The sequence below is a fragment of the Marinifilum sp. genome (genome assembly GCF_965230805.1).
In the GTDB taxonomy this organism is placed as follows: Bacteria; Bacteroidota; Bacteroidia; order Bacteroidales; family Marinifilaceae; genus Marinifilum.
In genome coordinates this window covers 4,317,662-4,343,918 of record NZ_OZ246019.1, presented here as the reverse complement: position 1 = coordinate 4,343,918, position 26,257 = coordinate 4,317,662, and the positions used below count along the sequence as shown (strand labels likewise).

The following is a 26,257-nucleotide window of genomic DNA, read 5'->3' as shown; positions in this document are numbered from 1 at the left end:
TGCAAAAACAAGAGCAATTAGAACGAAAAAGGATCAGCAAATTGCCGATCCTTACTCATCATTCATTATCGTAAACTAATAAAACCCACCAACTTATTTATTAAATTCTGATAATGAATTAAACTGATCTGATTTTCTTACTAAATACTATTCTTTCCAAAGCTTCTGCATATCCTCTAGTGATTTTCCTTTTGTTTCGGGTACAATTTTCCATACAAACCATGCTGCAAGAATCCCCATAAAACCATAAATCCAGTAGGAGAACCCGTGATTAAATTGATTTGTTAGCCATGTATTATCATTCATCATTGGGAATGTCCATGATACGATAAGATTTGCGATCCATTGAGCAGCTACTGCCATTGACATTGCAGAACGAATAGAATTCGGGAAGATTTCGGAAAGAAGAACCCAGGTAACCGGCCCCCATGACATTGCAAAAAAAGCAACATATCCTAACATCGCAAATAATGCTGCTAAACCCATTTGGTTAAAATAAAAAGCAAAACCAAGGGCAAACATACATATACCCATTCCAATACCACCAATAATCATTAATGGTTTACGACCAAATTTATCAACTGTATAAATTGCCAGAACTGTAAATATCAAATTTATAGCTCCCACAATAATGGTCTGCAACAATGAGGTATCCGTATCACTTCCCATATTTCTAAATATCTCGGAAGCATAGTACAACACGACATTAATACCAACAAACTGCTGAAATACTGAAAGTAATACTCCAATAATGATAATCAGTCCACCAAAACTTAACCAAGGAGAGTTTTTTTCAACCAATGATTGCTTAATGTCTTTCATTAAACTTTGTGCTTTCTCGCTTCCAACAATTTTATTTAGTAAGTCCTTGGCTTTATCATCTTGTGATTTTAACATTAAATATCTTGGAGTTTCGGGTACGAATAGCAACAAAATCAGAAATATTATTGCTGGAATGGTTTCAGAAGCAAACATATATCTCCAACCAATCTCATTAAGCCAACCATCATCGCCACTTAGGGCAATTGTATAATTCACGAAATAAACCACCAGCATACCAAAGATAATTGCAAACTGATTCCATGAAACTAATTTTCCACGTATGTTTGCTGGTGCTATTTCGGCTATATACATGGGTGATAACATAGAGGCAATTCCTACGCCGATACCACCTATAATTCGGTAAAAAATAAATGAAGTAATTGTTCCTGCTCCAAAAATATTCATGGCTTCTGGCATAGCAGAACCTATTGCAGAAAGTGTAAATAGAAGAGCGGCTAGAATTAAACCTTTCTTTCTACCAATATTTTGACTTAAATATCCACCTATTGATCCACCAATAATGCAACCAATCAAGGCACTTGATATGGTAAATCCATTAATGGAATTAAGAGTATTTTCTGAAATTTCGTTTACGGATAGCCAAAACTGTGTATACCAAATTACAGCAACAAGAGTTATAATTCCAGTGCTATAAATCATTCCTTTCTTCTTTCCATACATTCGAAACATGAAACTGGAAACCAAAGTAGATATCACCACAAAACAGAGTGATACAATAATTTTGTATTCTGATAAAACCTGTAGAGCAAGAGAATTATCTGATTGCAGAGGAGTAACAAAAAATACTTTTAGTGCTTCAATTGCACCATTAATTACAGCTGTGTCGTATCCAAACAATAAACCTCCTAGTGTGGCAACCAGGGTAATCGAGAGAATAAACATTTTACTGCCTTGAGTTTGGGGTTGGCTCATTTGATTAGAATAAAGGTTAATACAAGCTCCTGCGAAATGATCACAGGAGCACAATGGGATTACTTATTAAATGTACCAGTTAATTAAGTGTTCAAATAGTTCTTGTTTTCCACTGATTTGAGCCGGCTCACCAACTTCTTGAGCAATTTTTCTTAAATCTTCAAGGCTTAATTGGCCTTTTTCGAATTTAGAACCATTGCCCGAGTCAAATGAAGCATAACGATCTTTCTTCATTTGTAAATAAGGCGATTCCGTTCTAATCTTATCAGCAATTACCAATGCACGAGCAAATACATCCATTCCACCAATATGAGAAATAAAAATATCCTCTAGATCAGTAGAATTACGGCGTGTCTTGGCATCAAAATTAATTCCTCCATGAGTAAATCCATCGTTCTGAAGAATTGGCAACATTGCCTCAGTAATCTCATAAATACTTGTAGGAAATTCATCAGTATCCCATCCATTTTGATAATCGCCTTTGTTTGCATCAATACTTCCTAACATGTTATTATCAACGCATGTTTGTAGTTCATGTACGAAGGTGTGTCCTGCCAAAGTAGCATGATTTACCTCTACATTAATTTTAAAGTCATCAGCTAAACCATATTTATTTAGGAATCCCATAACCGTTGCCGAATCAAAATCATACTGATGTTTTGATGGTTCCATTGGTTTTGGCTCAATAAAGAAAGTTCCTTCAAAACCATTGGCGCGACCATAGTCACGAGCCTTTGTTAAAAACATTGCCATATGATCCAATTCTCTTTTCATATCTGTGTTATGAAGAGACATATAGCCTTCACGGCCACCCCAGAATACATAACCCGTACCACCAAGAGCAATTGTAGCATCCAAAGCATTTTTAACCTGAGTAGCAGCATTAGCAAGTACATTAAAATCAGGATTGGTAGATGCACCATTCATATATCGAGCATTGGAGAATACATTTGCAGTTCCCCAAAGCAACTTAACTCCCGATTCGGCTTGCTTTTGCTTCGCATATTCTACCATTGTAGCCATTCTCTTCTCAATTTCGAAAACGCTACCTTCACCCACTACATCGGTATCGTGAAAACAGTAAAAAGGCGTACCCAATTTTGTAAAGAACTCAAATGCAGCATCCATTTTCGATTTTGCAGCATCAATTGCATTGGTTTCGGTTGCCCAAGGGAATTTCTGTGTCCCTGGCCCGAAAGGATCGCCGCCATCGCCGCAGAATGTATGCCAGTATGCCACTGCAAAACGTAAATGTTCTTTCATTGTTTTGCCTGCCACAACTTTATTTTCGTCGTACCATTTAAATGCCAATGGATTTTTTGATTCTGATCCCTCGTAAGCTATTTTTCCAATTCCTGGAAAGTACTCTTTGTCTCCTTTAAGAATAGTCATGATTTGTGTTTTTATAATTTTAAGCTTTATAAATTCTTATTTAATTCATTTGTCCAGCATGAATAAGCCTTTAATGTTTCTTTTCGCATCGAATCATTAGGTTTAATCGTAGCGATTTTCTCCAAACCATTAAATGCCTCTTCCAATGAAGAATAGTAACCGGTTCCAAACCCTGCTCCTCTGGCTGCTCCTAGCGATCCATCCGTATCGTAAAGCTCGATAACAGCTCCTGAAACATTAGCTAGTGTTTCTCTAAACAATGGACTTAGAAACATATTGGCATTACCTGCTCGAATTACATCAGGTTTTACTCCGATCTCCTTCATAATTTCCATTCCATAGTAAAATGAGAACGCTATACCTTCCTGTGCCGCCCTCAATACGTGAGCATCGGTATGTCTGTTAAGATTAAGATTGGCTATCTTAGCTCCAACTTCCCTGTTATTTAAAACGCGCTCTGCTCCGTTTCCAAATGGCAATACAGACACTCCATCAGCACCAACAGGTACTGTATTTGCCAAATCATTCATCTCAGGATAGGACATGCCTTTGGCTACATTTTTATGCAACCATGAATTCATAATCCCTGTTCCATTAATGCACAGTAGAATTCCTAATCTTGTATTTTCATCAGTGTGATTCACATGTGCGAAAGAATTGACTCTTGAATAAGGATCATATTTCACCTCATCGCTAACTCCGTAAACCACCCCCGAAGTTCCTGCTGTTGTTGCAATTTCACCTGGTTTTAGCACATTTAACGAGAGCGCATTGTTTGGTTGATCTCCTGCACGATATGAAACAACTGCATTCTCAGAGAAACCCAGTTCATTGGCTATATCAGGCAACACCTTTCCTTGATTCGAAAAAGTATCAACAATACTTGGCAGTAAATTTCTGCTTATACCATAATTATTTAATACATCCTCCGAAATGTTTTGATTCTTAAAATCCCAAAAAATACCTTCTGATAAACCAGAAACAGTGGTACAAACTTCGCCTGTTAGTTTCATTGCGATGAAATCACCAGGAAGCATGATTTTATAAATCTTGTTATAGATATCAGTTTCATTTTCTTTCACCCATGCCAGTTTACTTGCTGTAAAGTTTCCTGGAGAATTCAAAAGGTGAGACAAACATTTTTCTTTTCCGATGTTTTGAAACGCATCTTCTCCCATTGAAACCGCTCGACTGTCGCACCAGATAATGGATGATCGCACCGGTTCCAGATTTTTATCAACACACACCAGTCCGTGCATTTGATACGAAATTCCGATTGCTTTCATCTTTTCTTTGTCAACTTGCGCTTTGGCAATTACACTTTTTATAGCAAGCTTTAAATTCTGCCACCACATTTGTGGATCTTGCTCTGCCCAACCCAATTTATGAGCAGTAATTTCCATCTCTTTTTTTGGGTAAAAATCCGTTGACAAACATTTGCCTGATTTCGCATCTAATAATGATGCTTTAACCGATGAGCTTCCAATATCTAATCCTAGTAAGTACATTTGAGTTATTTTATTCCGTTCTGCCCTGTTCTGTTCTGTTTCAAAATTAAAAATGTTTCCGAATAAAAAAAAATATTTTTTGATATTATAATGATTTTCTGATAATCAACTTGGTAGGAACACAGTAATACTGGGGGTTTGCACCTTGCACAAATTCTGCAATTTTTTTTCCCATCAGTTCAAAATCGGTAGATAATACTGTAATTCCCTTGTCAATGTATTTTTTCATAGGTGTTTCGTTGTAGGATATCAATCCAATATCGCTTCCGAATTCAAGATCTTTGGCTCTTGCTTTATCCAGTATCTTTACCATGGCTCTATCGCTTACCGAAAGATAAACCGTCCCTGTGTTTACCTCAATAGCATCCGGATCGGTAAAAATGGAGTGCTTGATCCCATTCTGTTTACAGAATCGAAGGAAAAACTCAACCGAGTCGTATGGGTGATAAGTATAATCAGGGTAAACGAAGCAGAAATGCTTGTAGGCTTTTATACGATCTATTCCTGACTGCAAGGCATCGAAAACAGATTGCCCAAAGTCCTGAAAGATTTGAGAATTCTGGTCTTGGGCATTAATATTCCAATCTATAATTAATACTTTCTTAGGGTCTAATTGTTTTAATGTTTCTGTTACATCTTCATGATCGAAATTCATGATAAGATATTTACTATACTTACCTGCACTTTCGCGAATTTGATTTTTAAAAACATCGATATTGTAATGGTGAAAATGCAGATCTACTGCAACATTTTCGGGAAGATTCTTTCTAAAACTAGCGTATAAAACCTCTTTATATGCTTTAAATGTGTCCAAAAACAGAAACACTCTTGTTATTTCACCAGCCACAAAATAGCCCTTATTAGGCACCGATTCAATTACATTGCGCTTTTTTAATTCAGCATAGGCTTTAAATACAGTATCTCTTGATAGCTTGCACTCTTTGCACATCTGATTTACGGAAGGCAATACATCCCCTGGCTTTAAAATTTTTTGGCTTATCGCATCCTGAAAGGCCTGAATTAATTGTTGAAATTTTGGTGTTGGTGAGTTGCTATCCGGGGTAAACTGAAATGCTTTCATTCAAAATATTAATTTAGGTGTCCTGTTCTGTTATGCTTCAAATGTAGGAATAATATTTTAAGGATGAAGTATTGAGCAAATATTTTAATCCAAATCAGGTTTTTAGTAAATTGAATGGTTTAACAACAAGATTATTCTGCCAATGAAAATTCTTTTAACTGGTGCCAATGGATATATAGGCAAAAGATTACTTCCTGTTCTATTAGAACAAGGCCATATTGTTTATTGCTGCGTAAGAAATAAGCAGAGGTTTACCCATAAAGAACTTCCTCATCAAAATCTGAGGCTTTTAGAGGTAGATTTACTACAGCCAAAAACATTGTATAAAATCCCTAAGGATATTGAAGTAAGCTATTATTTGATTCATTCGATGTTGCAAGGAACAGAGGACTTTGACATTTTAGAGAAGAAGTGTGCTCAGAATTTTGTCGACTACCTTAAAACAACCGAAAATCGACAAATTATTTATTTAAGTGGCATTGCTAATGAAGATAAATTATCGAAACATTTACAATCGAGGAAAGAGGTTGAAGAAATTTTAAAACAAAGCAGGAGTTACTATACCATTTTACGTGCTGGAATTATTGTGGGATCGGGCAGTGCTTCTTTTGAGATTATTCGCGATTTGGTTGAGAAACTTCCTGTTATGCTTACTCCCAAATGGCTCTTAACCAAATGTCAGCCCATTGCCATTAGAAATGTAATTGAGTATTTGTACAAATCCATTTGTCACAAAAGTTGTTTGAACCAAACCTTTGATATTGGTGGAACGGAAGTTCTAACCTACAAAGAGATGCTGCAACAATATGCACAAGTAAGAAAACTAAACAGAACGATTATCAGTTTACCGGTTATGACTCCTCGTTTATCATCTTATTGGTTGTTTTTTATCACGTCAACATCGTATAATTTGGCGGTTAATTTGGTGAATAGCATGAAAATAGAGGTTGTATGCCGTCCGAACGATCTGGAGAACTTACTTGATATCCACCCAATACCCTATAAAGAGGCCATTCGACTAGCCATGGGCAATATCAAACAACAAATGGTAATTTCGTCGTGGAAAGATGCTTTGAGTAGTGGCAGACTCTCAAATAAAAATTTTAAGTATGTTGAGCCTCCCAGCTTTGGCTGCTATTTCGATACAAAATCATATCCTATTGGTGATATTGAAAAAACGATTGATAATGTTTGGGCTGTGGGTGGCGATAGAGGTTGGTATTATGCCAATTGGTTGTGGCAAATTCGTGGTTTTATAGACAAACTATTTGGTGGTGTTGGATTAAATCGTGGACGAAGACATCCAAACGAAATAGAAATTGGCGATTCGCTGGATTTTTGGCGTGTGCTGCTTGCTGATAAACAAAATATGAGATTGTTACTGTACGCTGAAATGAGATTACCTGGTGAGGCATGGTTAGAATTCTCGGTGAATCAGAAGCAAGATAAAACCTACCTTCAGCAAAAAGCAATTTTTAGACCGAAGGGCTTGGGAGGAAGACTGTATTGGATTTTAAGTTATCCTTTTCATGTGTTTATCTTTAATGGAATGATAAAAGGAATTATAAATTACAACAAATAAATATCCCCAATGAAAAAACGCGTTACAGGAATAGGCGGTATCTTTTTTAAAAGTAAAGATCCAAAAGAAACAAGAGAATGGTACAACAAACATTTAGGGATTCAGTGTCCTAATGAATATGGAGGAGTGTTTGAGTGGCAAAAGACGAGTAATCCTGAGGAGACAGGTTTTACCATTTGGAGTCCTTTTGATGAAAAAACAGAATACTTTAAGCCATCGCAAAAAGATTTCATGTTTAATTATCGTGTGGAAAACCTGGAGGAACTTTTAAAAATTCTGAAAGAAGAGGGTGTTGAAGTTATAGGAGAAATGCAAGTATTCGAGTATGGCAAGTTTGGATGGATTCTCGATCCCGAAGGAAATAAAGTAGAACTTTGGGAGCCGATTGAAGGTTCGTTTAGCGAAATGTATAAAGGAAAATCAACCTCTGAGTAAAAATTGAACATGACAAAACCAATCGTTAATTTTTTAGATCCCTTAAGTATACCAGAAGAGAATTTAAAATACTCAATAGTTTGTTCGAAATACCAGAACAAATGGGTGTTTGTGCGCCACAAATTGCGAAACACATGGGAAATGCCTGCCGGACATATAGAAGAAAACGAAAGTGCTCTGCAAGCTGCACGACGCGAATTGTACGAAGAAACTGGTGCCAAAGAGTTCAGTCTTAAACTGATTGCCGATTACTCTTGCGATTGGCAGGGTGAAATCAATTGTGGCAGAATCTTTTTTGCCAATATTACCCATTTGGGCGAATTGCCAGAATCTGAAATTGCTGAGATATGTTTCTTTAACAACTTGCCTGAGGAATTAACTTATCCTGTTATTCAGAATGTGATTTTTGAGAAAGTAAATATGGTGAGTTCAACGTAAAATTCTATCCACAGAAAGTTATATTTGGGATAGATTTGCATTAAAAATTTGGAGAGAATAGCGGGCTATTTTGAGGAATTTTTAATGTGAAGATGTCGTTAAGAGAACTTTCCATTATGTGTTTGCCTATAGGATGTTTGATTGGAGCATCATTTATAAGGATGGTCGGTGTGAATTTCCTTTTTTACATCTATACTTTGCGGATTAAAAATCCTAAACTCTAAAGCCCTGATTGCAAATCAGGACTAGCAATGTAAATCATTTCGAAGTTTGTTAAACTTTGCGGATTTAAAATCCTAAACTCTAAAGCCCTGATTGCAAATCAGGACTAGCGACATTTACCGGTAAATCCTATTAAAAAAAAGTTCGACAAGCACATTTACTGGTAAATGGAGCTGTTGCAGAATATCTTTAATAGTAACAAATAATCATCACTTAATTGATTAAAACGATTTTTCTCTTTACTTGTTTATCAAGATATTGAATAAGCAAATAATAAACCCCGGACGACAAGCCATTCATTTTTAAATCAACTCGATTGCCAGGAGTTAAATATTCCTTAATTTTTCTTCCTGTTGAATCGAATGTACTTACATAAAACTCGTTCACCTCATTGTGATCAATTAATACGGTAAACATTCCATCACTTGGATTTGGAAATATCTTAACCTCTTTTGATGCTTCCTCTTCTGGTGTAGGTGCCGGATCGGGTTCTGGATCAGTATCAGGATTCGGATCGCCAGCTATGGTATCACGCACCGCCAACTTATGCGATCCTGCCGATAAATCAACTGTAACTTGAAATATTCCATCCTCATTAGAATCTCCGGTTCGTTGTAATTCATCATCTATAAAAACGCCAAAGGAAGTATTGGCCTGCATATCCAAAGCAAAAATCTTAATGGTTCTATTTCCGTCAAGCGGATTTACCGTGTAAGATGAATTTAAAGTATCACCCTCGGCATGGAACAGGTACAAATGATTCTCCCAGTCAACACCAATGGTATTATCGTTTTGCAGTACTTCTCCCCCTGCATTTGATGGGTTCTGATTATCGCCAATTTTTATGCTGTGTAGATATACCAAATCTTCTTTCACCTCGCTTGGTTCAACCTCTATTCGCCAGGTTCCGGGATGTTTGTTATCAAAATCGGGGTTTCGGCTGGGTGGATAATTGCTTCCATCTACCCAATACTCATAGCCACTTCCTCCTATTAAAGTTGTGGTAGTAGATTTGGGCAATAATGTACGAATAGCAACATTCCCATTGCCATGTGATGCTTTATAATCAGTTCCGTTATAGCTAATGATTTTATCAGTAACTGTGGTATTTACAACTTGTCCGCTGATATCAGGACGATTCGCAAAATGGTTAATGTACTTTACTTTTCTTTCCCTCGTATTGGTGTTTAAAAGATGAAGATGATCCAATACCAAAACCCGATCGGGTTTGTGATAAAGCAATCGCCTCTCAAATCGATCTAATTTATTTGAAGCATACGAATCTGCAGCATCGGTAATATAATAGGCAAACTCATCGTCGGCAGCATATTTTAGCCACTCTCCTCTTATGTGATCCTTATCGGTAATTTCACCCACATTCTCTAATCGGTCGGTCCAAATTTGGCCTCCATCATTAGAAACCGATCGGCCAAAAGCCCGGTACGAATCCGATTCATCAAAAACACAAATGGAATTGTGCGCTATGGTTCGAGAATAGTAATTGTTATAATGATTTGTTGCATAAGAGTCGTACATGCCAGCATCCAATATCTGAGGCTTATCGCGAATAATTACAAAGTGATTGTTATCCCTATGTTCGTGATCGGCTCTTTTTACCGGAGCGCAATAGTACCAAAGCATGGTAGCATCCTCGTCCCATGAGGTTCTGCTCACCGCCAAGCCTGTTTTATCGGCCCACCAATCCAAAGGTGGTTCGGGATGAGAAATTGTAGCTGCTTCAAAGTCTTTAAACATCAGTTTCTGAAATACGAGATATGAGTTAGTAAGATATTCTACACCATCATACTTTTGAACCAGGTATTGACTTCTTTCGTCGCCAAACTCGGCAGCATGTCGATACATTACCCTGTTGGCCTGATTCAAGTTGATTACGTCATCTCCCAAATGAATGGTATAATTGTCTGGCCGATAGAAGTACCAATACTGATTGATCGACTCTCTGATCCACGATTGTTCCTGATAGTAATCGGTTCCGGTAGCGATTTTCATGTCGTCGAAGAACTGGTACTGGCGTGGCAATCCATACATGGAATAAGCTGCTCCCCAATTCCAACCCCCATCATCATCACGAAAGTGAGCAAAAGCAGGAAGAATACCACTCTCCCATTTGTCAACCAAAGTTTCGTACCACGAATTTACATCCGAGATTTGAGCAGACGATAATCCATCGGCACCATGCAAAGCCAATGCTGCATGCATGGTAATTCCACAATTGTAGATGTTATGGCTGGTTACATAACTATTGCCTGCACGTGTTAATACATAATTATCCATAAAGTATTCGAGAACTTTATACAAGGTCCTCGAAAGCTGTTGCCTTTTGGTTCGAGGTACATCATTGTAAGTCCAATCGAGAAGAATTGCTCCGTAATTGCAATTGTTCCTTAATAAGTTTTCCTTGGTATCGCCTGAATAGCTATCGAAATTTAGTGAGTTTAAATATTCAATATACCTGGATATAATGAATTCGCAACGTTTCTGTGCCAAGCCATCGGTTCCCAATCTTAGTAAAAAAGCAGTCATTCGCAACATCGGGAATGCCTCATTCGAAGCAAAATCATATCTCCATTGGGTAGAATCCGATCCCACCAAATAGGTGTTAGACTTGGTTATCCAATTTCTATCGTATGCACTTTTAAATCGTTGATAAGTTTCCTTACACTCTCCGCTGGAAATATTCTCTTTTAGCCAATTAAAGCGTTCCTGACTCAATTCTATTCTTGGATGTTGTTCCTTCACAAGGGGCACATCCTGGGAATAGCAACCAAACAGTAAAAAGAAAAACAGAAATACCAATACACTTCTCATCTAGTCCCTTCTTTTGATATGTCGAGGTTTATACCAGTATTACAATGAAATCGGTCCAATTCTTTTGTCCTTTTGAGTTTATCCTTGGTTAAAAAATATCGGCGTAGCTATGGCTATGCCTCTATTTTTTGCCTCTACTAAACTCAAAATGTTTAAACAATTTAAGATTCGTTTCAAAATAAAACCGGCTTTAAAATACAAAAATCTGTATGATTGAGCAGACTAATGTGTTATCATCTGGTTAAATTATACCTGTATTACTCTTTTAAGTAACGTGAATTCGATGAAAAGATTTTATGCAAACGGTAAATAACGTGAGTTCGACGTAAAATAGTATCGAGCACATCGTTTAAAGTTGTATCAGGTACCAGACAAAAATTAAATTTCCCGATCCTTTAAACTCTCCATGAATTTAGCTTTCTAAACTCTCTGATGATAAAGATAGCCGATACCATTGCTGAGCCTAAATCGGAAATTGGTCCGGCAAGCCAAACCCCATCAAGTCCAAGATATTTAGGCAGGATAAAAAGGATAGGAATCAGAAGAATAACCTGTCGCATAAGTGTGAGCAATGTTGAAATGCCTGCTTTACCTATTGACTGAAAATAATTGCCAACAATAACTTGAAAACCAACAACCGGAAGCGCAAACATAAAGATACGAAGTCCTTTAGCTCCTACTTGCAGCAGTTCCTTATCGGTGCTATTAAATGCCAGCACCATGGTTTCGGGAAATAGCTGAACCAATATCCATCCTACGATAGCAATTCCTGTGGCTGCAATCAAACAGATTTTCAAAGTTTCCTTTACCCTATCGTAGTGTTTTGCGCCATAACTAAATCCGTAAATTGGTTGTGCCGCCATGTTAACAGCAATAATGGTCATAACAATTAGCATGGCTACCGAATTGATTACACCCATGGCTGCTATTGCTACGTCGCTGCTAAATTTTATCAGCTGTACGTTGTACAATCCTTGCACAAAGCTACCAGCAATTTGCATCGAAAAGGGGGCAAATCCGATGGATAGGATATACCATATAATTTGTGGATTAAGCTTAAAATTAGTGGTACGCAACTTAATTACCGATCGCTCACTTCTAAAGTGTTTGATTACCCAAATACACAATATCAGCTGAGCAATAATTGTTGCATAGGCTGCCCCTGCGACGCCCATATCCAGAAAGAAAATAAAAATAGGATCGAGAACAATATTGGTTCCTGCACTAATTAACATGGAGTACATGGCAATTTTAGCATTCCCTTCGGAGCGTATATGGTTGTTTAAGGAAAAACCAACCACATTAAATACAGCACCATATAGTATAATATTCAGATACTCGTTTGCAATGTGTTTGGTATCTGCTGATACACCAAACAATCGCAAGAGGGGATCTTTAATTGTAAAACCAATAAGGGTAATGATTACCGAAACAATCAGCATTAAAACAAAAGAGTTGCCCAATACCCATTCTGCTCTTTTAAAATCCTTTTTCCCCAGATTAATTGAGATACGAACACCTGCGCCTATTCCTATTAACATTCCAAATGCCATCAGAATTAGCATGATGGGAAAGACTGCACTTAATCCTGACAAAGCAACAGAACCAACACCATGACCAATAAAAATGCGGTCAACCACATTGTACAGCGAGTTGATCACAACTCCCGTAAATGATGGCCAAAAATATTTCCACAGCAAGCTGCTTATTTTGGCATTCTCTAATTCGTATACGTTTTGGCTATTTTTGTCCATAGAAAGTGGGACAAATGTACCAAGAATGCTTGTCAAGACAGACTAATTTCGGACAAAAAAAATTAAAAGTCGGTAAGTAACACTTGCTGGATGACAAAAAGGCTCTAGTGTGAAGAGTGTTAATAAAACGAATTAAAGTTTTTGAAAATATTTTTCTTTTTACAAGGCAAGGTTTACAGGCATAGCCGTAGCTACGGCGAAAAAGCTTAACGCAGTAGAAAGGAAAATAGGTCAAAAAATTAGTTCGGGGAATTAGCATTCTTTACACTAGTTGCCTGTAAAGTAACTACAACTTTTAAAGAGTTATTTCAGTTTATATCGATCTTTTTCAGCAAAGTAATCCATAACAATCGTTCTTCTATTAAATATAGCCGAATGTAAAACCCCTTCGGGAATGTAATAATGATCTCCTTTTTGATAGGTTTTACTAACTCCTGCTATGGTTAGCTCCATATCACCATCAATCACCACTCCCCATTGCGCTGCATGCGAATGGCGGGGTACTTCGCCTATGGGTTCAAAATCAAAAAAAACAATTTGATGGTTTTCTCCTTGAGCTACCCAGCCTTTAACTCCTTTAAAAGGAATATCAGCTTCGGGTAGGTTTTTGATCATTTCCGGATAGATGTCATGCATTACGTAGAAGATTTAAAGTTATGGTTGATATTTATAAATTATAATGGTTATTCCCTTATTACTGCGTATTGTCAATTGCATTAATTTTAAACACATCAGCATACACCAACTTTGGCTGATTCTCTTCACTTACACCACTGGCAAGGCTTCTTATATTTCCTTTGCCCAAAGTAGATCCTTCAAATTCCTGCACCACCACCTGTATTGGTTGATCTTTGTATTTTCTGCTCAACTTAAATTCTCGCTCTACAATAAAGTAGTTGCTTTGTACTATATTTCCTGATATTGGAATTCTCACTCCTTTCTCTTCCAGACTCTCCTCATTTCTACCATCGGACACAATACCGTAAACTGGCTGTACAATTTGAGGATCAATAAAGCTAATCTCTAAATAATTTCCCGTGTTGCCCTTTCTATCCAATGCATTGGATATTACTCCTTCAACTTTTAAAGTAAATCGAGAATTCATATTGTCCTTTTTAAAGCTAAGCGTAGCAATACGCTCAGGAACCAACTGAATGTAGTCGGCCATTACAACGGATGACAAGCATACATCTCTTTTGCCTTTTCGAACCGAATGGGGTTGATATCTGGCTAAAGCCAATTTAACGAATGGGAAATACATTTTACCATGATCAATGGCGAAATCGGCATACCACAGCTTCCGTTCCTTATCAAACTCTACCGGATAAGCAATGGCACTTGTTTTTATGTTCTCCTTACCAGGATAAACCAAGGCTTTGTCTATTGTTGGGTTGTGTCTAAAATCCTTAATGGCCGGGTAATTCATATTATCTGGCTTCGATGGCCTAATAGGATCTTGCGCCCAATGCGTAAACATGGTATTAAATCCCGGTGTTCCCAGTGCAGCAATGCTTTGAGATATTTTAGATGGATCTGATGCTGGTAGCAGCACTGCCAACATCTCATCTTCGCCTGTCGAAAACCAAGGACGCTTTAGGTACACACGCAATCCACCCCCAAGTCGATGCTGACGCATTACCGTGGCTGATTTTGTCTTTCGCCACTCAAATGTAGGTATCACATAATCAACAAATGGTATTTTGGGTCGATCGGAGCTTAAAATATTCACTTTCTCGAACCACTCTCCATCTCTTGTAATTTCCAGTCCTTCTGATTTTATTAATTTGTCGAAGTGCTCGGCATATCTTGTAGTTGCCTCAGGATAATAATCAACATATCGGTGTTTGGTATCGCCAAATTTGTGTTGTAAGGCACCACTAAACTCACTGGCCAGACTCACTTTTAATTTTCTGGCTTTGATATGATTTTGCTGAGCTTTCATGGCCAATTGCTTCGAAGGATCTTTTTGCTCTGGCAGATTTCCTTTGTCTACCAGTTTATCATGATAATTGATGTCTATTTCTTCCACATTGTCCGAATGATCAAGCCAATCAGGCTCTACAGCTCTTGGATCATCTCTTCTGTCCTTCCAGCGTGCTTTGTACTCTACTTTATGACTTGAATATCCATGCACCAAAAAGCGTGTATGCAACCAAGAATGGGTATCATTGTAATTCCTATCTGGCTTAATGATATCAATTTTCGGAGCTTCAACTGGTTGCTGAACTGCATGCGATAATTCAATTTCACGTGCCGGACTGATCATCCAGTGTCTTCCGGTTTTTGCCAATTCTTCGAGCTTTGCAATGTTCCCCGGATTGTCCTCCTGAAGCAATTTCCACATTCCCGAAAGCTCTTCCAAATCTTTCTTTTTCCAGAAAGTAGAAAACCTCAACTTGATTCTCTCCCCCTTTGGCAGGGATACAAGCAGAATACGACTGGCTGCATTCCAGTTAAAAGCAGTGTTTCCTTCAAGCAATTGAATGCGCAAAGACCTGGCTTTGTACCAATCCTCATCAGAAAGATTGATATTTGTATTGTTTGGATTCAGCTCATCATTGCCAAAAAAACTAAACAATCGAGGTTCGAAAGTCTGAGAATGTGTATCATCATATCCATCGGCCAAAAACAAAGCAACACCTGCTGCGGCAGGATCAGGCAGGTAAATCAAGTCAATATCGTTAGCCTGATATACTTTTTCTTTGCCGTTCTCACCTTTTTGCAACTGCACTTCCTTCGAACTGATTAATTTATATAATGCCTTGGCCACTTCAGGACTATAGCCAAATGCTTTGTCGAACTTGGCATGTTGTTCGGCTATTAATTGCGAATTGCGAGGTGGCAGAAAATGTCGTGTTGCCAGAATATTATTACTGGCATCCAGATTTCCGTATCGCTCTTGAAATTGCTCGGTATTCATATTGTAATTGCTCCGAATTACCATTTCCTCCAAGGCTTCTCCATCTTTCAATTCAGATCCGAGTAGCAAGACCGGATTCATTAAGGCATCGTAACGGTAATATCTAAATCCTCTGATTACTGCTTCACTTATCTTCTCGGGTTGCGAGTCTAGCGGAACACTATTCCCGGCCAAATCCACAGTTCTTACTCGCAGCATGTAATCCCGTCCGAATCGCAGTCTTGGTAAAGTTCCCTTTACACTTTCCGTTTTGGTATGCAATCTAAACTCCCTGGTAGAATCGAACTGATATTTCTTGGCTTCTACATTCTTTGAGGTATTTACATAATCTACTCGTTTCGAAAGATCCGTATTATCATCTTCTGCTTCGTTAATGGCGAATCCAGGTTTAGGAACCGATAAACTCCATCCTTCCCAACGAATCATATTCTCTCCCACAAATAGCTCATCGGCATTCTCGGTATCTTCGGCGGCAGCGGTTTGTATAAATCCCTCATCCGGCATGACATCATCAATAAACTCCTCTGCATTATCCGAATCGAAATAGGAGTAAGATTCCTTTCTCATGTGCAAGGAATGCCACTTCTCGGGTTCAGTTGAATAGGCAACATCCATTCGATAGGCTTGCACCAAATCTTCGGCAAACAATTTTTCATCCGACAAAATCAGCTTTAAGCTGTTATCCAATTTCGATGGATCGATAAGTTTGGCTTGCAGTTGTTTTGCCTTTACAAAGCGAGCATTTAAATGCTGTCCCATTCCATTTCGGGCAATTCCAATCCCTGCCGACCGCAAGCTTGGCAAGCCTTCCTTTTCGGGTTCATCCGCAGGGATCACAGCATTTTTAAAACGCTTACTTTTACCCAAATCCAATTCAATCAGTTTTAGCTTCACCTCTTCCTGAATCTTATTGTCCACCATTTGGTTTACCTTCATGGCAATTCCATCGGTATCAATCTGAAAGGCTGTAAATTTATCGGTGTTGATTTTTACAAATCCCAAATTGATATCCGAACTCTCCTTTGATTGAGGATAAAAGCCTTTCTCGGTGTATTGGTAAGCGGTTAAAGGAACTGATACTTCGGTATTGGTTTTAAAATCAATATCCTGAATTATCAATCGCATGGAGTTGGCAGCCGGAAAACCATTTGGAATATCCAAACTAAAATCAAGAACAACTCCCAGTTTCCTTTGTATTTGAGGATAGGTGCTAAGCACAGCCAATATGTCGTGAAACTCGAATTCAGGTTTCTTTATTTCAGCAAGAGGTTCATATCTGGTAGGTCGATCCGTTTTGTGAAAATCTCTAAACTGCGCAAAATCCAATTTAGGATTGGCCTGATTTTGGAATGGTACAAATCCATTCTTTCTTCTAACAGCTTCCAAGCGTTCGGTGGTAGAATTATCCACATCCAAAAAATCTGATTCTTTAAATACTCTTCGTCCTGCTGTTGTTGAATTAGTTCCAGAAGGTTTAGGTGTATCACGTTTGCTAAATTTCGAAATTTGTCCCAAACTTTTAGGATCGCTCAGGTCTTTGGGATCAATTAATCGGTCGGGATTTTGAACACCTAGTTTTTTGTATGTATCCAAAACAAAACTTTGTACATGTTTTATTGGGTAGGAATGGATTCTTGTCTTGCTTAAATCTTCCTGCTGGAAAGCATCCACTCTAATATCCTTGTGCATTAATTTCATCCACAACTCTTCATCAAACAAGTCCGAATTTAAATCAATATCATATTCACTTCCATTCTTAAGTCTCAGCTTAAATGTGGAGTTCTTTATCTTTTCAGGCCAATTTTCCATATCAGGGAAAGCAGCTAAGGTGGTTGAACTTGCATTTTCGAGACGCAAACTAATCTGCACCGAAAAGCGCAACTTCTCTTGTTCATCAATTCGGTGTGGCAAACATGTGAATATGATTTTTTGTTTCATCTGTTTATTATTTTTTTCCATTTGTCAGATGGAAGTCACAAGATCAAAATAATCATTAGCGTATCTGTTCAATAATTATTTTAATCATGCTCGTTTCACTTTCAATTCAGCATTAATAATTACTCATTCTATATTATACCAGTTTTATTATGCATATGCCTGGCAATATTCCAGCCAATCGTTTTCTTCCATAATCATCTGGAAAGTTGGATCTGCATCGGCTCCTTTTAATTCTCTTCTTGCTTTTAAAGTTACTGTCTTGCTAAAGAACAGCACTTCAACCTTCACTTTTACAATGGCTTCACCATATAATTTTTCAACCTTACCATTTTGGAACATGGCAACAAATGCCAGATATATTTCCAGAGAAAGGCTAATAATTCCGAGTATTGATAAATATCCGTTAAAACGAATATAACCTGTAAGAATCGTTTCGGTATGATCATCAACAATTTCCATACTAAAATAAAAGCCTCCCATAACGGAAACGCCACCACTTGCAACCCCAAGGTTTATAGATAAGGAAGCTCCAAACTCAAATGCTGCTTCCATTCCTACAAAACCTTTCACACTGGTTTTCATTAAGAAGAATCCTCCACCTCCAAATGCCGAAACAGTAAGTAAAAATGGAGCTTCACGTTTACAGAAATTGAATGAAAGGGTAAGCGGAGCTCCTGTAAATGGCAAATGAACTCCTGCTCCAAGCGTCATGTTTGCAATGGTGCATACTCCCACTTCCACGCTTGGAATTGCCAAATCGAAGCCTGCTTTCACTCCTGTTGGTGATAGTTTCATGTAGGGGCCATCAGCAAATCCATTGGAAGGAATCAAATTTTGTAATTGGTTCACAAAACTCAGTGGTCCCAAAAACAGAATTGAATCTTCTTCAGCCATTTCTACTTTTACATCAGCTTTCTTTCCTGATCCTCCACCAAATTTCAGTGATTTAAAGCTTACGCGGATCAGTTCCTTGATCTCCACATCAAAATCCGTAAAGGATGCATTTACTCCAAATTGTGTTTTTTGTGAAGTATCGAAAGGCCTGCTCAGCTTGCTTAGAACTTGCAATGCTTCTTTGGGTTTCTGAACATTTACTGTTAGAAATCCTCCAAAGAGCGATTTGCTAGCTTCCATTTCGGGAATCCACCTGTACTCTACCACAAATGCCTTATTTGTTTTGTATGCATTAAAGTTAGGAATTCGAGGAATCTGACTGGTCAATTGCTGTTCCAACTCACTTATCTTATTTTCCAACTGACTTTTTAAGTTTTGGATCTCCTGTTCGATGGCAGCTTTTGCCTCTTCGGCAGCAGTTTCCAAGACGGCTTGCTGTTCCAAAATATCCTCTTTTATAGATTCCATTTGATTGCTTAGTCCGTTTAGAACTTCGGATTGTTGATTTCCTTCCACTCCAAAATTTAAGTTCCCCAACAAGAGATCAAAAATCGAAACAACACCAAATAATTTGGCAACAGGCATATCCCCAGATGATGCAAAAAACTCAGATGGATCGAATTCCAGATTTTGCAATTTATCTGCTGCACCTCCCAAAGGACCTTTCAATTTTGAAAGAGAAGTAAGCTGAGTATTTGGACTCATAAATCCTCCTGACTTATCAGAACCACCTGAAAAATCGGCTTTTAAATTATCCAGAACCTTTGCAAATACTTTAGCAGCGTTTTCATCATCATGTAATTCAATGGTCACAGGCTCAGGATTTCCTGTTAATTCCTCAACAGCTTTCACTTTTATCTTAGCCGTTTTTATTGTAGGATGGAACTTTAAAACCCTTGCTGCTTTGTTCTTTAAAGATAAAGCTCCAAAATCAATATAGGTGGTTTCGAACTCGGTATCCCCATTGATTAAAGAAGGAGAATAAGCCACCTTTTGCAAATTAAAATCAGCTTTAAAGCGATTCATTTCGGCATTGTAAACTGCTACCAGTTGCTCTGATTTTGATTCGTTATATGCTGCCGATTTGCCAATAAAAATTAATGGAAGCTTTATTTTCTGTTCTTCACCCTCCTGATCAACCAACAACAAATCAAATATCAAATCTACACCTCCACTACGAATCAAGAAATTGTAGTCTCCTCCCATATCAATCAAGTTTGCTGGTGGATCCAGGTCAGGAGTTCTTGTAGCTGGCAATTCGACCGTTTGAAATGGAAAAGGAATGAAACCATTTTGCTGATCCCTCATTTGATAGTAAACAACAGGTTCCAGTATCACAATGTACATTCTTTGTCGATTCACTGCTGCTCTTGTTGCCTTATCGGGCTTTCTTTCGGTAATCTTAACCAATGCCGCTGTATGTCCGAAAGGAAATAAAAACCCTGCTTCCACAACTTTTACATAGTGATCCCTCCCTAAAGTAGAAAGATGTTCCCATTCCAGAAGTTCTAAATCAGGCTGCGCATGAAAATCAGGGTAATCAAAGTTTGCATTGAAATCAATCCAAGCTCCCAAAGAAGACATCATGAACCTATTGGCCTTTACAGCTCTTGGTTTATAGGATTTAATGGTAAAATTAGAAGTCTGATGAACAATGTTGTGACGATCACGACTATCCAATGCTGTTCGAAATGGTTTGTTCCTTGCAGGTTTCGGAACCAGTTTTTTGAATGCATCGCGAGCCCAAAGGGCCCTTATACTTCTAAAACCTTCCATACCATTTTCATCTATCTCACCATTTTTTAATCTTACCCCCAAGCGTGAATGCCACAATTCGGATAGTTTCCCTTTGTTTGTAATTATAGGATTATTGAACTGAAGGTTTTGAACATTGCCTTTCGGAATCTCTTTGTGTTCTTTTTGCTGAAGTTTCCGGATGTGAGCAAAGCCTGCCAACTGATTTGGAGAAATAAACAAACGTGTTGGCGCTTCGATGGAAGTCTCCAGCAAATTTGGTTTGCGCATCTCCAAAAGATTGGCTTTAAGAGCAGCATAATTGATTTTAGCATAAAGCTGTCCGCTTACTTCGGAAGGCAGATTTTTTGATAGCTGATCTTTGTTGTATAATTGTCTGCTACTTAAACGGTTCTTTGAGTATTTTGTAATGTTTAAATTTTGCTTACCAACTACTTTGGGTAAAGTAATACTCTTCTTATTCACAAAACCGCCAAGTTTTTGAAATTTGTTAATTACTTGCTTAACAGGTTCCAATACCCTTGCACGATAATTTACCTTTAACTTAAAACGCGACCAGTTTAGCAGTTCATCCAATAGAATAGGCATTCCGTTAAAACTGGAAGGAACTGAGTAAACAAGGCGGCTTTTACCACTCCTGATATACCTGGCAGGTAAAATCACATTCTCGTTTCCTTCGCCACCAGGCAAAGAGTTGTTTTCCCAAAATGCTTGTTCCAAAGTATGCTGGGGAGGAAATACCACCACCATGCTAGCAGGTTTCTTCGTATTGTTGATTGCTAAAAAACTTTGCTGATCTTTTTTAATGTACTTGAAATTGTAGAACTCAAATTGCAACAAGAGCATATCTTCAGGGCGAAGTATACTTAATCGTATAATTTCCTTTTCCTTAATTTTGATTTTTCCTAATTGGGCATCAATAACAACTTTCTTTCTTGATTGCAGTTTCCTGTCTTGATAGTCAATTTGGGCAAGTGGTTTTTCCGGATAATCAACTGCAAGACTAATGGCATCTTTCAATAAATATTTGGTAGCTGCCACATGTGCAAGTCCATTTACCGATTCAATCTTACCATTTGACCCAAGCATTTCGAATGCAGCTTGGTCATCTGAATTAATCAACTGATAAGAAGCTTCGGAGGAATTTGTCCAAATTCCATCATTTGTTATGCTTGCAAGAAAAACCAGTTTTTCAGATTCTTCATTTAATTCGATGGCAAGTTGGGAACGATAAAGCTTGAGAACCTCATCTACATCCTCTTTAACCTTCTTATGAAACAAAAAGCCAGGAACATCCCTAAGCTCCTTTTCATCAAGTAGTAAAACAGAGGAAGCAGTCTGTGAATGGGTCTGAGATTTTAATATTTGAATGTCATGCTGCACATCACCACAGCTATGCAATTCTGAACCATTAAACAACTCCCAATTTGATAGAAAACTTTCTACATTGCGGGTTTTAATATTCAATTTTAGATTGGGTTCAAAATTGGCGTTACAATAGTCCCTATCCTCCTGAACAGGCAAGCTCAAGCAAATCTGATCTGCCGAGGCAGCAATGTGGTTCAATTTATAGCTAACAAGATCTTTTCCTTGCAATCTTATTTTCCAAAACTTATCAATGGTCAAATCATAATGATCTTCAATCCCTAAAAAATACCTATGATTTAATTCAATTCGGTCGGAAAGATAAACGACTGAATTTAGCTCAGCATTTCCATTAATCCAATCTGACAGTTTTAGATCCTTCGATAAATTTAGTTTCGTAAAAGTGATTTTAATTCTCCAGGATAGGTCTTTGTAAATAGTAGCTTTAAAATCCATTGGCAAACTAGTACCAGGATAAAAGGCATTTCGAAGAATCAAAAGATAGTCCTCTTTATTTTTTCGAAAAATTACCTTGGGTTTGCCTACAAAAGAATTACAGTCTATATTCCAAGAGTTTCCGTTATCAGAATAAAATGTAATGGATTTTCCCTTCTTTCTGTAGAGAATATCATCTTCCAGAGTCTTACCAAGAACCTGCAAAGAAGGTTGAAAAGCAAGCAAACCAAATCCCAGACCTTTTAGAAAATTTCTTCTGCTATCTGATCTGGGTTCATGATACTCTTTATTATCTCTTGCTTGTTTCAGCTTTTTAAAATTTAATAATTTCAAGCGCATATCTTACTAATTTATTCAATAGATCAGAAATTAATAAAGACAGCGTTCAAAGTCAAGCTGAAGAGCATTTTATTTTTATTGAGTATAAATTAATTTTGATTAAAATAGAATTCATAAAAAAGCCTCATCGTTTGATGAAGCTTTTTGTATATGATTAAATATCATTCTCGGAATGTCGCATATCCGATTTTTTCGGTTTTGCTCTCATGATGCCATAACGCTTTCCAAAAAAGTAACGGAAGCTAAGTTTAGCAATTTGAGATTCTCTGTATTGAATTTCTTTATTGTAGAAGAATGGATCTTCGGTATGAATCTTAAATCTAAAAGTATTAAAGATGTCATTAGCAGTAAAAGAGAGACTTCCTCTACCTTTTAAAACCTTTCTGCTCATGCCCAAATCCACATAGTACAGGTTTTCATATTTGCCTTGTGCAACAAGAATTTCCGACTGATAACGGAAACTTGCCTGTAGTTTAAACCATTTCTTGAAGTTCATAATCGATGTAATTTTCCCTTCTACTTCCCACATATCTCGGGAACCGAAGTTAAAATCATTATTCGGCTTCGTTTCTTCATAAATACCGGCAACATATCCACTTAAGCTCCACCATTTATTCAATTTGGTTGAAGCTTCTATTTCTAATGCTGATAAAAATTTCGAATCGTAATTTCCATACTTCACAATAGAACGATTTGTTCCCTCCTCAATAAAACGATACTGATTAATTAGGTTTTTATAATAATTTACATACAAAGTAGTCTTGTAACTTGCCTTTTCACGATCGAAAGACATAGACATTTCGAAATTGTGATTGTAATACGCAGCAATATCTTGAGTTCCTAATCTTTGATTTTCAGGATCGCGAAGGTTTTGAAATGGATTAAGCATACCTGAATTAGGCCTGTAAATCATTCTACTATATGCCAATTGCCACTGCTTCATATCAGAAATTTGATAGGACAAATGTATACTTGGGAAGAAATCCAAATAATCATCTTTATAATCTCTATTGGTATTTATATCCGAATATTCAGCCCTAAGTCCTAGTTCGTATCCAAATTTTCCTGCAGATCCTGTATACATAGTATATAATGCATGAATGTTTTCTTCGTAATTAAATGCGGTTGATAAGTCAAACTGATCTTCATAATCAATCTCATTATTTCGGTACATGTATCCGGTTTCAAACTTGCCTTTATTTCCTAGGGGAAGCACATAATCAATCTGACCAACAGATTCTTTTCTTGCAGTTTTATAAAAATCGAAGTATTCTCGAACTTTATTGCTCCATTTACCATCAAATTCTTCATAGATACCGGAATTATCAGCCGCATTATTTGTATAAGCAAAATCAACAGAAAGAGTTTCTCCTTTTTTGGCAAACTTATGAATGTAAGAGGCATTGTAAATCCATGATTCATAATCCAAATCAACAGCACTGGTACGAAAATCCAATGTTGGCATCGCAATACTTAAAATATCCGTTCGCGTGTAATCATAGCTTCCGTTCCAATTCTGGAGTATGTCTCGATAAGTAGCAGAAAAAGTAAATGTATTGTTCGCATTTAGTAAATAATCCATACCAAGTTTCGCTATATGAAATCTGTTACCAAAATCGATATCAGCATTTTCTGCTAAGTGAGAATTGTTTGAATATACACTTCTATTCACATTGTAATCTCTGCCAGCCCAGTCATCCTTGTAATTATAGGAACCAACAAAGTTTAGGTTTCCTGTTCGCATGTTAACAGATAGGTTCCCTGATTTTTTATCATTTGTACCGACAGAAGCTCCAACATTACCATTAAAGCCTTTAGCTCTGTTCTTTTTCATGATAATGTTGATGATCCCACCAGCCCCAGTTGCATCGTAACGAGCAGAGGAAGTACTAATAATTTCAACACGATCAACTTCATTTGCTGGCATACTATTCAAAACTTCAGAGGGGTCAATTCCCAAAAGTCCTGTCATTTTACCATCAATTAAAACCTTTACATTGGAACTTCTTCTAAATTGAATTTCTCCATCCGCATTCACACTCAGTTTTGGTATGGTATTCAATACTTCGTTAATTGTACCTCCGTCTGCAACTGGGGATTTTGATACATTGTACACGGTTTTTCCCAGTTCAACTCTCGAAAACTCTCGATTTCCTTCGACGACAACTTCGGAAATTGATTTCGTATCAAGATTTAGTTTAATAAAGCCAGGCAACTCTTTTTTATCACCATCCTCTAGTATAATTTTACTACTAACATGGGATTGATAACCAAGGTACTCGACTTTTAAGAAGTACACATTCGCTTTTAAATTCGAAAGGGAAAATTCGCCTTTTTTGTTGGTTATGGTTCCTTTTACAAAGACAGAATCTTTTAGCGAATAAACTGAAACAGTTGCAAACTCAAGGGGTTTGTTAAATTTACTTTCACATACTTTCCCTTTTAACTCGGAATTCTTAATTTTTGTTTTCTGATTTTGTGAAAACACAATAGTTGAAGTAAAAATACAAATCAAAAGAAATGTAATTTTACCAAAAATAAATTTTAGGCTCATTGTAGTTAAAGATTAGTTTTTTGTAGTTGGGCGAAGCAAAGATATGTGATTATGTTGAAATAATGCAAGTGTTTTTTACATTTTCTTAAATATTTAATCACAAATAAATCTGCTCCAATCTATTCTTTTTACGTATCTACCTACAATTCTGCTAATCTTCATCTCAAGTAATCACAATTTTGCTTGGGCTTCATTAAACACTGTTAACATTTTTAATATCGGTATTAGCATGAAATCAATCTGATTCTTTTGTCCTTCTGAGTTTATACTTCGTTAGAAAAATCGCCTTAGCTATATTTCCAATTGTTTTTTTAATAGCTTAAATCCATTTCTACTAACCTTTAAGCTTTCACCTGATTTAAGAATTACTACCCAACTATCCTTTTCATAGGGTTGAAGTTGAGAAATTTGATCAATTCTTACTAAATATGACCTATGAATTCTGCAAAACTCGCTAGTACTTAAATGACTTTCAAAGTACTTCATGGTTTTTTGCTTTAGATAATGTCCCTCATTCGTATAAATCATCACATAATCATCTTGTGCTTCAAAATACTTTATTTTATTCACAGCAATTACGTCAATTTTATTTCTAGATTTAACCACAACCCGGTTAATTAACTCATTGGAATCATCGTTATGAGATTTAATTTTTTCAATCTGATCAATATTTTCGTTCGTTTTGGCAATTCTATCTTTTGCTTTCTCTAATGCAGAAATAAACCTATCTATTGAAAATGGTTTTAATAAATAATCAATCGCATTGTGCTCAAAGGCTTTTATTGCGTACTCATTATAAGCTGTTGTAAATACTATATTACATGGTTTGTCTAATAATTCGAGTAGTTCAAATCCAGTTAATTTTGGCATTTGTACATCTAAAAATACCAAATCAGGATTTAGCTCATTTATTGCTTTCAGTCCTTCAAAACCATTCGAATATTCCCCTATCACCTTTATCTCATCTTCCGTTTCCAAATATGAAGTAACAAGTTCTCTTGCTAATGATTCATCGTCTATTATAATTGCCTTTATCATGA

The 26,257-nt window shown here is 37.0% G+C and carries 13 protein-coding genes and 2 pseudogenes; 3 read left to right on the top strand and 12 right to left on the bottom strand.

The annotated features are described in order from the left end of the window. Positions 1–147 precede the first annotated feature (147 nt). From xylE to ACO05S_RS16830, 4 genes are all read right to left on the bottom strand, one after another. Positions 148–1,755 (bottom strand): D-xylose transporter XylE, encoded by a 1,608-nt coding sequence (xylE, locus tag ACO05S_RS16845; RefSeq protein WP_421919183.1) that lies wholly within the window; start codon positions 1,753–1,755, stop codon positions 148–150. A 66-nt stretch (positions 1,756–1,821) separates the two neighbouring features. Next, on the bottom strand, positions 1,822–3,147 hold the full coding sequence (gene xylA, locus ACO05S_RS16840) for a xylose isomerase (protein ID WP_421919182.1): 1,326 nt from the start codon (positions 3,145–3,147) through the stop codon (positions 1,822–1,824). 26 nt (positions 3,148–3,173) lie between these two features. Beyond that, positions 3,174–4,655 (bottom strand): xylulokinase, encoded by a 1,482-nt coding sequence (locus ACO05S_RS16835; RefSeq protein WP_421919181.1) that lies wholly within the window; start codon positions 4,653–4,655, stop codon positions 3,174–3,176. 85 nt (positions 4,656–4,740) lie between these two features. Beyond that, positions 4,741–5,736 carry a GntR family transcriptional regulator gene (locus ACO05S_RS16830; protein WP_421919180.1) on the bottom strand — a complete coding sequence of 332 codons (996 nt, stop codon included), beginning with the start codon at positions 5,734–5,736 and terminating at the stop codon, positions 4,741–4,743. Positions 5,737–5,878: 142 nt separating this feature from the next. On the opposite strand from ACO05S_RS16830, the gene ACO05S_RS16825 reads away from it, so the two are divergent. From ACO05S_RS16825 to ACO05S_RS16815, 3 genes are read left to right on the top strand one after another with little or no spacing between them, the layout of a single operon-like run. After that, positions 5,879–7,318 carry an SDR family oxidoreductase gene (locus ACO05S_RS16825; protein ID WP_421919179.1) on the top strand — a complete coding sequence of 480 codons (1,440 nt, stop codon included), beginning with the start codon at positions 5,879–5,881 and terminating at the stop codon, positions 7,316–7,318. A 9-nt stretch (positions 7,319–7,327) separates the two neighbouring features. Then, on the top strand, positions 7,328–7,753 hold the full coding sequence (locus ACO05S_RS16820; protein ID WP_421919178.1) for a VOC family protein: 426 nt from the start codon (positions 7,328–7,330) through the stop codon (positions 7,751–7,753). A gap of 9 nt (positions 7,754–7,762) precedes the next feature. Continuing rightward, positions 7,763–8,191: an NUDIX hydrolase gene (locus ACO05S_RS16815; RefSeq protein WP_421919177.1), complete on the top strand. Its 429-nt coding sequence runs from the start codon at positions 7,763–7,765 to the stop codon at positions 8,189–8,191. Between the two features lie 435 nt (positions 8,192–8,626). Here ACO05S_RS16815 and ACO05S_RS16810 read toward each other — a convergent pair whose 3' ends face one another. The 8 genes and pseudogenes from ACO05S_RS16810 to ACO05S_RS16775 form a co-directional block, all read right to left on the bottom strand. Next, positions 8,627–11,242, bottom strand: coding sequence for a heparinase II/III domain-containing protein (locus tag ACO05S_RS16810; RefSeq protein ID WP_421919176.1), 2,616 nt, complete (start codon positions 11,240–11,242; stop codon positions 8,627–8,629). Between the two features lie 395 nt (positions 11,243–11,637). Next, entirely contained in the window at positions 11,638–13,032 is a 1,395-nt protein-coding gene (locus ACO05S_RS16805) for an MATE family efflux transporter (RefSeq protein WP_421919175.1), read from the bottom strand. A gap of 267 nt (positions 13,033–13,299) precedes the next feature. After that, the gene (locus ACO05S_RS16800) at positions 13,300–13,632 is read right to left on the bottom strand and encodes a cupin domain-containing protein (protein ID WP_421919174.1); all 333 of its coding nucleotides are present in this window, start codon (positions 13,630–13,632) and stop codon (positions 13,300–13,302) included. 58 nt (positions 13,633–13,690) lie between these two features. Continuing rightward, positions 13,691–17,854, bottom strand: a complete 4,164-nt coding sequence (locus tag ACO05S_RS16795) for a hypothetical protein (RefSeq protein WP_421919173.1) — start codon at positions 17,852–17,854, stop codon at positions 13,691–13,693. Positions 17,855–18,001: 147 nt separating this feature from the next. Further along, entirely contained in the window at positions 18,002–22,663 is a 4,662-nt protein-coding gene (locus ACO05S_RS16790; protein ID WP_421919172.1) for a hypothetical protein, read from the bottom strand. A 154-nt stretch (positions 22,664–22,817) separates the two neighbouring features. Further along, positions 22,818–24,041, bottom strand: a pseudogene (locus tag ACO05S_RS16785) (outer membrane beta-barrel family protein); the annotation flags it as partial. Between the two features lie 480 nt (positions 24,042–24,521). Continuing rightward, positions 24,522–25,217, bottom strand: a pseudogene (locus ACO05S_RS16780) (carboxypeptidase-like regulatory domain-containing protein); the annotation flags it as partial. Positions 25,218–25,508: 291 nt separating this feature from the next. Further along, positions 25,509–26,255 (bottom strand): LytR/AlgR family response regulator transcription factor, encoded by a 747-nt coding sequence (locus tag ACO05S_RS16775; protein ID WP_421919171.1) that lies wholly within the window; start codon positions 26,253–26,255, stop codon positions 25,509–25,511. Positions 26,256–26,257: the final 2 nt, after the last annotated feature.